The organism is Stenotrophomonas sp. TWI169 (assembly GCF_039674705.1).
In the GTDB taxonomy this organism is placed as follows: Bacteria; Pseudomonadota; Gammaproteobacteria; order Xanthomonadales; family Xanthomonadaceae; genus Stenotrophomonas; species Stenotrophomonas maltophilia_P.
In genome coordinates, this window is the sequence record NZ_JBDJOB010000004.1 from 68,766 (window position 1) to 80,943 (window position 12,178).

Genomic DNA, 12,178 nt, shown 5'->3' on the forward strand with positions numbered 1-12,178 from the left:
ATGGACCTGGTGACCTGGCTGCCGGTGGCGTGGTTCGCGGTGATCGGCTTCGGCGTACTGATGTACGTGGTGCTGGACGGGTTCGTGCTGGGCATCGGCATCCTTGCGCCGTTCGCCGAGGACGAGGAGCAGCTCGACCTGATGATGAACACGGCTGCGCCCATCTGGGACGGCAACGAGACGTGGCTGGTGCTGGGCGGCGCCGGCCTGCTGGCGGCGTTCCCCAAGGCCTATGCAGTGCTGTTGTCGGCGCTGTATCTGCCGGTGCTGCTGCTGGTGGTGGCACTGGTGTTCCGCGGCGTGGCCTTCGAATTCCGTTTCAAGGCGCATCGCTCGCGGAGGCTGTGGAGCGTGGCGTTCGCGCTCGGCTCGCTGCTGGCCACGTTCGCCCAGGGCGTGATCCTGGGCGCGCTGGTGCAGGGGCTGCCCCTGGTGGACGGGGTCTACCACGGCGGTGCGTTTGCCTGGTTCAGCCCGTTTGCGATGCTCACCGGCGCGGCGCTGGTCGCCGGTTACGCATTGCTGGGCAGCACCTGGCTGATCCTGAAGACGGAAGGGCGCGTGCAGGCGCTGGCGCGGCAGCTGACACGGCCGCTGGTGGTGGCGGTGATCGCAGCGATGGGCCTGGTCAGCAGCTGGCTGCCGTTCCTGGACTCGCGGTTGATGGCGCGCTGGTTCAGTGACGGCAACTTCTGGTGGCTGTCACCGGTGCCGTTGCTGACCCTGGCGGTGGCCGCTGCGTTGTGGCGCAGCGCCACGCATCCACGCCGCGACCTGCCGCCGTTCCTGCTCAGCCTGGCGCTGTTCATTCTCGGCTTCCTGGGCCTGGTGCTGGGCATGTGGCCGTACCTGCTGCCGCCCTCGATGACGTTGTGGCAGGCAGCCGCACCGGCGTCCTCGCTCGGCTTCACCCTGGTCGGGCTGGTCATTCTGCTGCCGGTCATCCTCGGCTATACGGCGTGGTCGTACCGGGTATTCCGCGGCAAAGTGCAGGCCGGAGCCGGTTACCACTGAGCAATGGCGTGCGGGGCCACAGGTGCCGGCCCCGTGTTGTGCAATGTGAAACCTGCACACCCTGCGCAGGACGTGCTAGCGTGCGCTCCTTTCCGGCCGCCAGGGGGGCAGCCGGCGACGTCCTGGACGGACGCACGGCTGCAGGGACGGGGGGCCGCCGCGCGTCGCCATAATGGCTCGTGCCATCGTTCTCCTGATGAAGCACCATCGCTAGATGATCGAATTCTCCATCGTCGACTGGGCTGCCTGGGCACCTGGCCTGAGCGAGCGCAGCCAGTGGCTGAGCTGGGCTGACGCACCCTTCCTGCCACAGGGCGAGGGCACGCCGGCGCTGTCCGAGGTGCCCGCGATGCAGCGCCGCCGCATCGAGCGGCTGGGGCGGATGGCGATCCAGACGGCCTGCTGGTGCGAGGATGGCCAAGGGGCCGACAGCCAGGTACCGCTGGTGTTTGCCAGCCGCCATGGTGATGTAGCGCGCTCGATGGACCTGCTCGGGGCGCTGGTGAACGAGCAGCCCCTGTCGCCCACCGGATTCGGCCTGTCGGTCCATAACGCGATCGCTGCGCTGTACTCGATCGCTCGTGGCCATCGCGGCAACTATCTGGCGCTGGCTGCCGGCCAGGCGACGGTGGAGGCCGCCTGCCTGGAGGCCGCCGGTCTGCTGGCCGATGGCGCCCGCGAAGTGCGGGTGGTGGTCTACGAGTCGCCGTTGCCCGAAGTTTACGCGACGTTCGCCGACGAACCCGACCCGTTCTTCGCTTGGTGCTGGCGTGTGGTGGCGCCGACACAGGCGCTGCCGACGCTGTCGCTGCAGTGGGATGGCGCGCCGGCCCCGGTTACCGCCGCGCCCGGCCTGTTGCCGCACGCGTTGGACCTGCACCGCTTCCTGCTCGCGGGCGCGCCGGCGCTGGAACACGTTGCCAATGGCCAGCGCTGGCGCTGGAGCCGCCGTGGCTGAGGCGCTGCGCCGCCTCGATCTTGCCTGGCGGGTGGTGGGCACCGGCCTGAGTTTTGCTGCGTTCGGCATCGGCGGACTGCTGCTGGGCGCCGTGGTGATGCCGGTCCTGCTGCTGATGCGTGATCCGGTGGCCCGCCGCCGTCGCGCCCGCCGCGTGGTGCAGGTGGCGTTCGCCAGCCACCTGCGGCTGATGCGCGGGCTCGGGGTGATGACCTATGAGATCGAAGGGCGCGAGCGCCTGCAGAGCGACGGCCTGCTGGTCCTGGCCAACCACCCCACCCTGATCGACGTGGTCTGCCTGGTCTCGCTGCTGCCCAATGCCGACTGCGTGGTCAAACGGGCGGTGGCCCGCAACCCGTTCATGCGGGGCCCGGTCCGGGCCGCCGGCTACATTTCCAATGACGACGGGGCCGGCCTGGTCGATGACTGCGTGGCCGCGGTACGGGCCGGCGGCAGCCTCGTCATCTTCCCGGAAGGGACCCGCAGCGTGCCCGGCCAGTCGCCGAGGCTTCAGCGTGGGGCCGCCAATATCGCCGTCCGCGGCCGGCTGGACATCACGCCGGTGCGGATCACCTGTACCCCGCCAACCCTGAGCAAAGGGCAGAAATGGTATCGTGTGCCCTCACGTCGCTTTCACGTTCGGCTGCAGATCGGCGAAGATATCCCGATCGCGCCATTCCTGGCCGAAGACGACGCGCCAAGGGGGGATGCCTTGGCAGCACGCCGCGTCACCGAGCACCTTTCTCGTTATTTCGACCTGTCTGGAGATTCGACCCGTGCAAGCACTTGAGCACGAGATCAAGGAATTGATCATTTCCTCGCTTTCACTGGAGGACATCACGCCGGAGGACATCGATCCGACCGCGCCGCTGTTCGTCGAGGGCCTGGGCCTGGATTCGATCGACGCTCTGGAACTGGGCCTGGCGCTGCAGAAGAAGTACGGTGTGAGCCTGTCGTCCGACTCGGAAGAGACCCGGCGCCATTTCTCCAGCGTGCGCGCGCTCGGCGAGTTCGTCGCCGCCCGCCAGTCGTAACGGCGCCAGGAGCTGCCATGACCAAGAATGAACTGTTCGAACGCATCGTCAACATCCTGACCGACAGCTTCGAGATCGAACCGGCCCGGATCACCCCCGAGGCCCGTCTCTATGACGACCTGGACATCGACAGCATCGATGCGGTCGACCTGATCGTGCAGCTCAAGCCGCTGCTCGGCCGCAACCTGCAGCCGGAAGCGTTCAAGGCCGTGCGCACCGTGCAGGACATCGTGGATGTCGTGCACCGGCTGCTGCCGGACCAGGCAGCAGCCTGACCGCAGCGCGGGCGGCTCCGCCTTGGCACGCGCGCGTACGGTCGTGGTGGCGGCGATTTCGCTGGCCTACCCGCTGCTCGTCTACCTGGCGATGGGCCGCTTCGAGCCGCGCTGGCTGGCACTGCTGCTGTTCACCCTGGCATTGCTGCGTGCCCTGAGCACGCGCCAGCCGCTGTGGTGGGCTGCTGCAGCCGGTACCGGACTGCTGGCGGTGCTGGCCACCGTGCTCAACCAGGCGCTGCCGCTGAAGCTGTACCCAGCGCTGGTGAACGTGGTGATGCTGTGCGTGTTCGCCATCAGCCTGCGGTTCGGGCCGCCGCTGGTGGAGCGCCTGGCGCGGCTGCAGGAGCCGGACCTGCCACCGTTCGCGGTGGCCTATACCCGCCGCGTCACCCAGGTGTGGTGCGGCTTCTTCGTTCTCAACGGCAGTCTGGCCCTGCTCACCGCGCTGTACGCATCGGATCGGGTCTGGATGCTCTACAACGGATTGTTGGCGTACGTGATGATGGGCGTATTGTTCGCAGGCGAATGGCTGGTGCGGCGACGGGTGAAGGCGGCGCACGCCCATGGCTGAGTGGATTGCCCTGGACCGGCTGCTGCGGGATGCGCGGCCGCAGCGTGCTGTCGGCATCCGCGATGGCGAAGTGGTCGACCATCAGCAATTCCGTCAGCGCGTACTGGCCTGGCGTACGGCGTTTGCCGCCACTGACGGCCGTGACTGGGCGCTGTACTTCGATGATGCCGTGTCGTTCGCCGAGGCGCTGTTCGGTGCCTGGCACGCCGGCAAGCGGGTGTTCCTGGCCGCCGACAACCTGCCCGCCACGCTGCAGGCCCTGCAGCCGCAGGTGAGCGGTTTTGCCGGTGACGTTTCCCGTGATTACCGGCCACTGATGATGGCGGCCGCCGGTGCGCAGGTCGAGCTGGATGCGTTGGACGAGCATGCCTGCGAGCTGTGCGTGTTCACGTCGGGCAGCACCGGCGAACCCACTGCGATCGACAAGCGCCTGGACCAGCTGGCGCGCGAGGTCGATGCGTTGCAGGCCGCGTTCGGCGCACAGCTGGAAGGCGCGCAGGTGCATGGCACGGTGTCGCACCAGCACATCTACGGCCTGCTGTTCCGCGTGCTGTGGCCGCTGGCCGCCGGTCGCCTGATCCATCCGCGGCGGTTCTTCCATGAGGATCTGGTCGCTGCGCTGGCGGGCACGCAGACGGTGCTGGTGGCGACCCCGGCGCACCTCAAGCGCCTGCCTGCGCAGCTGGATTGGGCCAGCCTGCAGGGCCACCTGCGCGCTGTGTTCTCCTCTGGCGGCCCGCTGCCGGAAGAGGCAGCGCGGCAGGTGCGGCAATGGATGGCAGTCGCACCGACCGAGGTCTACGGCAGCAGCGAGACCGGCGGCATCGCCTGGCGTCGCTGGGATACCGATCTTCCGCCCTGGCAGCCGCTTCCGGGGGTGCAGTGGAGAATCGAGGGAGGCTGCCTGGCGGTGGCTTCACCCCATCTGCAGAGCCGCGACTGGTGGTGCACGCAGGATCGGGTGGAAGCGCTGGCCGAGGGGTGCTTCCGCCTGCTCGGCCGCGCCGACCGCATCGTCAAGATCGAAGAGCGCCGCGTTTCGCTCGATGCGCTGGAACGTGCGTTGCGCGACGACGCGGACGTCGATGACGTGCGCGTGCTGGTGCTGCCCGGCCAGCGCGAGCAGCTGGCGGCCGTGGTGGTGCCGGCCGATGCGGCACTGCTTGATGCCGATGATGCCGCGCGCCGCGCGCTGGGCCAGCGGCTGGCCGCGCGCCTTGCACGGAGCCATGACGCCGTGACCCGTCCGCGCCGCTGGCGGCTGGTACCCACGCTGCCGGTGAATGCGCAGGGCAAGGTGACCCAGGCCGCGCTGGTGGCCCTGTTCCAGCCGTCGATGCCGGTGCCGGTATGGGATCGGCGCGAGGCGGCCAGCGCTACCCTGCGCATGACCCTGGACCCGGCGCTGCGCCCGTTCCAGGGACATTTCCCGCAGGCCGCGATCCTGCCGGGCGTGGCCCAGGTGGACTGGGCGGTGCGCTTTGCCCGGCAGGCCTTTGCGATGCCGGAGGGGTTCGTGCGCATGGATGCGGTGAAGTTCCAGCATGTGGCGCGTCCGGGCGACGAGCTGACGCTGCATCTGGACTGGGATACCGCACGCAACGTGCTGGTCTTCCGCTATGCCTCCGTGCATGGCGTACACGCCAGTGGCAGGATGGTCTTCGCCGATGCGCAGTGATCCGGCCGATGCCGGTGCCGCGTTCGCGCCACTGGTGGTGATTCCCGTCTACGACCACGAACATGCTGTCGCCGCGGTGGTCGATGGCGTGCAGCGCGCTGGCCTGCCCTGCCTGCTTGTGGACGATGGCTCGCATGCATCATGTGCTTCGGTGCTGCAGGCGCTGGCACAGCGTGAAGGGGTCGATCTGCTGCGTCTGCCGGTCAACCAGGGCAAGGGTGGGGCGATGCTGGCGGGCTTCGCCGAGGCCGCAAGGCGGGGCTGCAGCCACGTGCTGCAGATCGATGCCGACGGCCAGCATGACACCGGCGACCTGCCGCGCTTCATCGCGGCCGCGCGTGCGCGGCAGGACGCGGTGATCTGCGGCATTCCCGCCTACGACGCCAGTGTGCCCAAGGCCCGCCTGTACGGTCGCTACGCAACGCATGTCTGGGTCTGGATCAACACGCTGTCGCTGCATCTGCGCGACACCATGTGCGGTTTCCGTGTCTATCCACTGCCTCCGGTGCTGCGCCTGATGGGCGAAGAGACCATCGGCCGGCGCATGGATTTCGATACCGAAGTGATGGTGCGGCTGTACTGGCGGCAGGTGCCGGTGGAACATCTGGCGACGCGGGTGACCTATCCGGCAGACGGTGTCTCGCATTTCGATGTGTGGCGCGACAACGTACGCATCAGCCGCATGCATGCGCGCCTGTTCTTTGGCATGCTCCGGCGCGCACCGCGCCTGCTCTGGCGCCGCCTGCAGGGGCAGGGCTGAGATGGCCGCCCCCCAAGGTGCGCCGCACTGGGCCGACATCGGTGAATCCACATCGGTGGCCGGCGTGTTGTTCCTGTGCTGGGTGCATCGGTGGTTCGGGCGCTGGCCGTTCCGCCTGTGCGTGTGGCCGGTGGTGCTCTGCCACTGGCTGGGTAACCGCGTGGCCCGGCAGGCATCACTGCAGTATCTACAGCGCTTGCAGGCACACAGTGGCGCGCTGGGCCGCGAGCCGACGCGGCGCGACAGCCTGCGCCATTTCTTCGCGTTCGCCGACACCCTGCTGGACAAGATCCTCGGCCTGGGCGGACGCTATCCGCCCGAGCGCATCCAGCTGCGGCGCGATCTGGTGCTGGACAGGATCGCACGCCGCGAAGGCGGGCTGATCCTGACCGCCCACATCGGCTGCCTGGAGTTGTGCCAGGTGCTGGCCGAACAGGTGCCGGGGTTCCGCATCACCGTGCTGGTGCACACCGCGCACGCGCAGCGCTTCAATCGCCTGCTGCAGCGGTTGGACCCGCTGGCAACGGTGGAACTGGTGCAGGTCACCGCGATGGGGCCGGCCACGGCGATGATGCTGTCCGAGCGCGTGGCTGCCGGTGGCTTCGTGGCCATCGTCGGCGACCGCACGCCAGTGCAGGGTGGACGCAGCGTCACCGCGGATTTTCTCGGCCACCGTGCCCCGTTCCCCATCGGTGCCTACGTGCTGGCGGCGGCACTGGGCTGCCCGGTGTACACCATGGCCTGCCTGCATGAAGGCCAGGGGTACCGGGTCGCCTTCGAGCAGTTCGCCGATCGCATCGTGCTGCCGCGTGGCTCGCGGGACGCGGCACTGACAGGGCAGGCGCAGCGTTTCGCGCAGTGGCTCGAACTGCAGGTCATCCAGTCCCCGCTGGACTGGTTCAATTTCTTCCCCTTCTGGGATCAGGCTCCGCATGACGACTGACGCCGTACCCGTGTGCCGCTTTGGCGACGCACCGTTGACCATCGAAGACGTGGTGGCGCTGGCCCATCGCCAGTGCGAGGCCGCACTGAGCGAGGCCCCGGCCTTCCGTGCCCATATCCAGCGCGGTGCCGATTTTCTCGACCGCCTGCTGCGCGAGGACGGGGTGATCTACGGCGTGACGACCGGCTACGGCGATTCGTGCACGGTGAACATCCCGCCGGCGCTGGTGGCCGAGTTGCCGCACCACCTGTACACCTACCATGGCTGCGGACTGGGCCGTTACCTGGACCCGGCCGAGACCCGCGCAGTGCTGGCTGCCCGTCTGGCGTCGCTGGTGCGTGGCATGTCCGGTGTCAGCGTAGCCCTGCTGGAAGGCCTGGCCACACTGTTGCGGCATGACGTGCTGCCGATGATCCCGGCGGAGGGATCGGTCGGCGCCAGCGGTGACCTGACGCCGCTGTCATACGTGGCGGCGGTGCTGTGCGGCGAGCGCGAGGTCCTGCACGATGGCCGCGTGCAACCGGCTGCCGGAGTACTGGCGAGCATCGGCATGGTCCCGCTGAAGCTGCGGCCGAAGGAAGGCCTTGCGATCATGAACGGCACTGCGGTGATGACCGGCCTGGCCTGCCTGGCCTGGCAGCGTGCCGACTACCTGGCGCGCCTGGCCACCCGCCTGACCGCATTCAACGTGCTGGCCAGCGACGGCAACGCGCACCATTTCGACGAGACCCTGTTCGCGGCCAAGCCGCATCCGGGCCAGGCCCGCATCGCCGCACGGCTGCGCCGCGACCTGCACAGCGAACGGCCGCCGCGCAACGAACAGCGCCTGCAGGATCGTTACTCGCTGCGGTGCGCCCCGCACGTGATCGGCGTGCTGGAAGACAGCCTGCCCTTCCTGCGGCAGCTGATCGAAACCGAGCTGAACAGCGCCAACGACAACCCGCTGATCGATGCCGACGGCGAGCGCATCCTGCACGGCGGCCACTTCTACGGCGGCCATATCGCACTGGCAATGGACACGCTGAAGAACACCGTGGCCAACCTTGCCGACCTGCTCGACCGGCAGCTGGCGCTGGTGGTGGATGCGCGATACAACCACGGCCTGCCCGCCAATCTGTCGGCGGCTACCGGCCCGCGGGCAGCAATCAACCACGGGCTGAAGGCACTGCAGATCAGCGTCTCGGCGTGGACCGCCGAAGCGTTGAAGCAGACCCTTCCGGCCAGTGTGTTCTCGCGCTCGACCGAATGCCACAACCAGGACAAGGTCAGCATGGGCACCATCGCCGCGCGCGACTGCCTGCGTGTGATCGAACTGACTGAACAGGTGGTGGCGGCGATGCTGATCGCCGCCCGCCAGGGCCTGGCACTGCGCGAGCGGGTTGGCCTGAACGCGCAGCTGCATGGCAGTCTGGCCGACATGTATGTGGACCTGGGGCAGCGCATCGCGCTGGTCGAGGAAGACCGCGCGCTGGATCGCGAACTGCGGGAACTGCTGGTGGAGATCCGCGCGCAACGTTGGGAACTGTATTCCGGTGAATGACCTGGTCTGTGAAATCGAGCTGCGCCCCGCCTTCCACGACTGCGATCCGATGAACGTGGTCTGGCATGGCAACTACTTCAAGTATCTGGAGATTGCCCGGTGTGCGCTGCTGCAGCGCCACGACTACGACTACCCGCAGATGCTCGCATCGGGCTACCTGTGGCCGGTGGTCGATGCGCGCGTGAAATACGTGCGGCCGCTGCTGTTCAACCAGCGGCTGCTGGTGCGTGCACGCATCGTCGAATGGGAGAACCGGCTGAAGATCGACTACGAGATCCTGGATGCGGAGAGCGGCCAGGTGGCCACCCGGGCCATGACCATCCAGGTCGCGGTGGATGCCGCCAGCAAGGAGATGCTGTACCAATGCCCGCCGGTACTGTGGGAACGTCTGGGAGTGCCCGCGCCATGAACATGCTCGTCCGTCTTCCAGGCGTGCTGCTGTGCGCGCTGCTGCTGGTGGCCGCACCGCGTGTACAGGCGGCCGATCCTGCCGTCGACGCGATCACCCAGGCGGTGGCGCGTCCGGACGTGCTGCGTGGCCAGTTCAGCCAGGAAAAGCAGGTCAGTGGCTTCAGGAATCCGCTGCGCTCGCACGGCCGGTTCGTGGTCGCGCGCCAGCACGGTGTGATCTGGACCACGCTCACGCCGTTCCCCTCCGAGGTGGTGGTCACCGCCGACCGCATCCTCAGCCGCCAGCGCGATGGCAGCACCCGCGTTGAACTCGATGCACGGCAGCAGCCGGCGATGCGCTCGGTGAATGCGATCATGTTCGCGCTGATGAGTGGCGACGTGCAGGCACTCTCCGGTCAGTTCAACGTGGCGGCCAGCCGTGAAGGGCAGGGCTGGCGCCTGCGTTTGACACCGAAGTCGGCGATGCTGGCCAAGGCCTTCGAGTCGCTGACGCTGCAGGGTGACCGCTATGTGCGCCAGGTCGAGATCGTCGAGGCGAACAAGGACCGCACGCAGATCCAGTTCAGCGCGTTGAGTGAAGCCCCCGCCACGCTGAACCCCGACGAGGCGCGCCGCTTTGAGTGACGCCGTGGCGTTGAACGCACCGGACCGGTTGCGGCGTTGGTGGCATTGGCTGGGCATCGCCTGGCTGGTGTTGCTGCTGGTACTGGGCGTGCAGCAGTGGCGCCTGTGGAGCCAGGAGCCGCGGATCGATACCGACATCCTCGCGCTGTTGCCGCAGGATGCGCATGACCGCCTGTTGAGCGATGTCACCCGGCGCATCGCCGATGGCAGTTCGCGGCAGGTGGTGGTGCTGCTCGGCAGCCAGGACGGCGCCGCCGCCAAGCGGGCGCAGGCCGCGTTCGCTGCGGCCATGGCTGGAGATGCCGAGAGCGCTTTGCTGGTGCCCAGTGGGTCCATTGAAGGCTGGTTCGACGAGGCGCGTGCGTTCTACGCGCCGTATCGCGACCGCCTGCTGACCCCGGCACAGCGTGACCAGCTGCAGAGCACGGAAACCGGTGCGCTGGCCGAACAGGCACTCGCCGCGCTGTACGGCCCGATGGGTACGCCGCGGCTCACCGAATGGCGGCAGGATCCACTGTCATTGTGGCCGCAGTGGTGGCAGCAGCAGGCGCAGGGTTCGGGCTTGCGGCTGGGTGATGATGGCCTGCTTGAAGCCGAGGGCAAGCATTGGGCGGCGCTGCAGTTCGATACGCCGGGTTCGGCGTTCCAGCTCGATGGCGAGCGCCATCTTGATGGCCTGCTGGAGCGGGCCGGGAAGGCGGCCAGGGCCGCAGCGCCCGAGCTGGAAATCCTGCATGCCGGCGTGCCGCTGCACGCCGAAGCCGCTGCGGTGCAGGCCAATCGCGAGATCAACACCATCGGTTGGGGCTCGCTGGCCGCGGTACTGCTGCTGGTGTGGCTGGCGTTCCGTTCGCTGCGGCCGATCCTGCTGGTGGCCGCGTCGCTGCTGATCGGTTGCGGCGTGGCGCTGGCGGTGACCGTGCTGGTGTTCGGCAAAGTGCATGTGCTGACCCTGGTGTTCGGTGCATCGCTGGTGGGTGTAGCGGAGGACTACGGCATCCACTGGTTTGCGTCGCGCCAGGCCGAACCGGCCGACCGTCGCTGGAAGCTGCTGCGGCATCTGCTGCCCGGCCTGTGGCTGGCGCTGTTGACCAGTGCGCTGGCCTACCTCGCGTTGGGCCTGGCCCCATTCCCGGGCCTTCGCCAGATGGCGCTGTTCTCGGTGGTGGGCCTGGGAGCAGCGTTCCTCACGGTGATCTTCTGGTTCCCGTGGCTCGACGGTGGCGAGATCCGCCAGACCCGCTTCTCGCACTGGCTGGGCAATACGCTGGAACGTTTCCCGCGCCTGCACGGCCGGCGCCCGGTGGCGATCTTCGTGGTGGCCGCGCTGGCGTTGTCCGCGGTGGGCATCGCGCGCCTGCAGAGCAACGACGACCTGCGCAGCCTGCAGTCGTCTCCACCGGCGCTGATGGCCCAGCAGATCCGCCTGAGCCAGCTGCTGGGCATGCCCAGCCCGGCACAGTTCTACCTGGTGCAGGGCAGCGATGCCGCCCAGCTGTTGCAGCGCGAAGAGGCGTTGACCGAACGCTTGCGCGTACTGGCCGATGACAAGCGCATTGGTGGCTACCGCGCAATCAGTGACTGGCTGCCATCACCGGCCCGGCAGCAGGCCGATGCTGCGCTGACCGCGAAGGTGGAGCCCGGCGTGTTGTCGGCTGTGTCCGAAGCCGTGGGCGAGCCGCTGCAGCGACCGCAGTTTGCCGCAGCGCCGCTCACCGCCGACGCCTTCCTGGCCTCGCCGGCCTCGCAGCCGTTCCGCCACCTGTGGGTGGGTAAGGTCGGTGGGCAGATGATCAGCGTGGTGATGGTCGATGACCTGTCGCGTGACGATGCTCTGGCCACGCTGGAACGTGCCGCCCAAGGCCTGCCCGGCGTACGCTGGGTCGACCGCACCTCCGATTTCTCCACGCTGCTGGGCCACTACCGCAAGCTGATGGGCGGGCTGCTGCTGGTCGGCATCGCACTGGTGTTCGGCGCGCTGTGGCTGCGCTATCGCCGCCAGGCCTGGCGCGTGTTCGCCCCGACCCTGATCGCCGGTGCGCTGACCCTGGGCCTGCTGGGCCTGTTCGGCCAGCCGCTGCAGCTGTTCAACGTGCTGGCGCTGATGCTGCTGCTGGGCATGGGCATCGACTATGGCATCTTCCTGATCGAGCATCGTGGCGACGCCAGTGCATGGCTGGCGGTGTGCGTGGGTGCGGCCAGTACCTGGCTGTCGTTCGGCCTGCTGGGCCTGTCGCAGACTCCGGCACTGCGCGCGTTCGGCCTGACCCTGCTGTTCGGTATCGGGCTGGTCTGGCTGATCTCGCCGCTGTTCCGGCCGCCGCCGCATGATCTGCCGGCGGCCTGAGTCCGCCTTCGGCTCTTCTT

General features: G+C 68.3%; 13 protein-coding genes. All 13 read left to right on the top strand.

Going from position 1 to position 12,178, the window contains the following annotated elements:
* Window positions 1-1,014 carry a cytochrome d ubiquinol oxidase subunit II gene (gene cydB / locus ABE543_RS04495; RefSeq protein ID WP_065174269.1) on the top strand — a complete coding sequence of 338 codons (1,014 nt, stop codon included), beginning with the start codon at window positions 1-3 and terminating at the stop codon, window positions 1,012-1,014.
* Between the two features lie 214 nt (window positions 1,015-1,228).
* Window positions 1,229-1,972, top strand: a complete 744-nt coding sequence (locus ABE543_RS04500; protein WP_053518071.1) for a beta-ketoacyl synthase chain length factor — start codon at window positions 1,229-1,231, stop codon at window positions 1,970-1,972.
* Entirely contained in the window at window positions 1,965-2,762 is a 798-nt protein-coding gene (locus tag ABE543_RS04505) for a lysophospholipid acyltransferase family protein (protein WP_346475356.1), read from the top strand. The genes ABE543_RS04500 and ABE543_RS04505 overlap by 8 nt, the downstream gene beginning before the upstream one ends.
* Window positions 2,749-3,006, top strand: coding sequence for a phosphopantetheine-binding protein (locus tag ABE543_RS04510; RefSeq protein WP_053518072.1), 258 nt, complete (start codon window positions 2,749-2,751; stop codon window positions 3,004-3,006). Before ABE543_RS04505 ends, ABE543_RS04510 begins: the two co-directional genes overlap by 14 nt.
* A 17-nt stretch (window positions 3,007-3,023) precedes the next feature.
* On the top strand, window positions 3,024-3,281 hold the full coding sequence (locus ABE543_RS04515; protein ID WP_053518073.1) for an acyl carrier protein: 258 nt from the start codon (window positions 3,024-3,026) through the stop codon (window positions 3,279-3,281).
* 22 nt (window positions 3,282-3,303) lie between these two features.
* Entirely contained in the window at window positions 3,304-3,855 is a 552-nt protein-coding gene (locus ABE543_RS04520) for a hypothetical protein (protein ID WP_053518075.1), read from the top strand.
* Window positions 3,848-5,533, top strand: coding sequence for an AMP-binding protein (locus ABE543_RS04525; protein ID WP_193396718.1), 1,686 nt, complete (start codon window positions 3,848-3,850; stop codon window positions 5,531-5,533). The genes ABE543_RS04520 and ABE543_RS04525 overlap by 8 nt, the downstream gene beginning before the upstream one ends.
* Window positions 5,523-6,293 (top strand): glycosyltransferase family 2 protein, encoded by a 771-nt coding sequence (locus ABE543_RS04530; protein WP_053518077.1) that lies wholly within the window; start codon window positions 5,523-5,525, stop codon window positions 6,291-6,293. Before ABE543_RS04525 ends, ABE543_RS04530 begins: the two co-directional genes overlap by 11 nt.
* A gap of 1 nt (window position 6,294) precedes the next feature.
* The gene (locus ABE543_RS04535; RefSeq protein ID WP_180876472.1) at window positions 6,295-7,236 is read left to right on the top strand and encodes an acyltransferase; all 942 of its coding nucleotides are present in this window, start codon (window positions 6,295-6,297) and stop codon (window positions 7,234-7,236) included.
* A complete protein-coding gene (locus tag ABE543_RS04540; RefSeq protein ID WP_065181425.1) occupies window positions 7,226-8,776 on the top strand; it encodes an aromatic amino acid ammonia-lyase in 1,551 nt (516 codons plus the stop codon). Before ABE543_RS04535 ends, ABE543_RS04540 begins: the two co-directional genes overlap by 11 nt.
* On the top strand, window positions 8,763-9,185 hold the full coding sequence (locus ABE543_RS04545; RefSeq protein WP_053518130.1) for an acyl-CoA thioesterase: 423 nt from the start codon (window positions 8,763-8,765) through the stop codon (window positions 9,183-9,185). The genes ABE543_RS04540 and ABE543_RS04545 overlap by 14 nt, the downstream gene beginning before the upstream one ends.
* Window positions 9,182-9,811 carry an outer membrane lipoprotein carrier protein LolA gene (locus ABE543_RS04550; protein WP_346475357.1) on the top strand — a complete coding sequence of 210 codons (630 nt, stop codon included), beginning with the start codon at window positions 9,182-9,184 and terminating at the stop codon, window positions 9,809-9,811. The genes ABE543_RS04545 and ABE543_RS04550 overlap by 4 nt, the downstream gene beginning before the upstream one ends.
* Window positions 9,804-12,158: an MMPL family transporter gene (locus ABE543_RS04555; RefSeq protein WP_346475358.1), complete on the top strand. Its 2,355-nt coding sequence runs from the start codon at window positions 9,804-9,806 to the stop codon at window positions 12,156-12,158. Before ABE543_RS04550 ends, ABE543_RS04555 begins: the two co-directional genes overlap by 8 nt.
* Window positions 12,159-12,178: the final 20 nt, after the last annotated feature.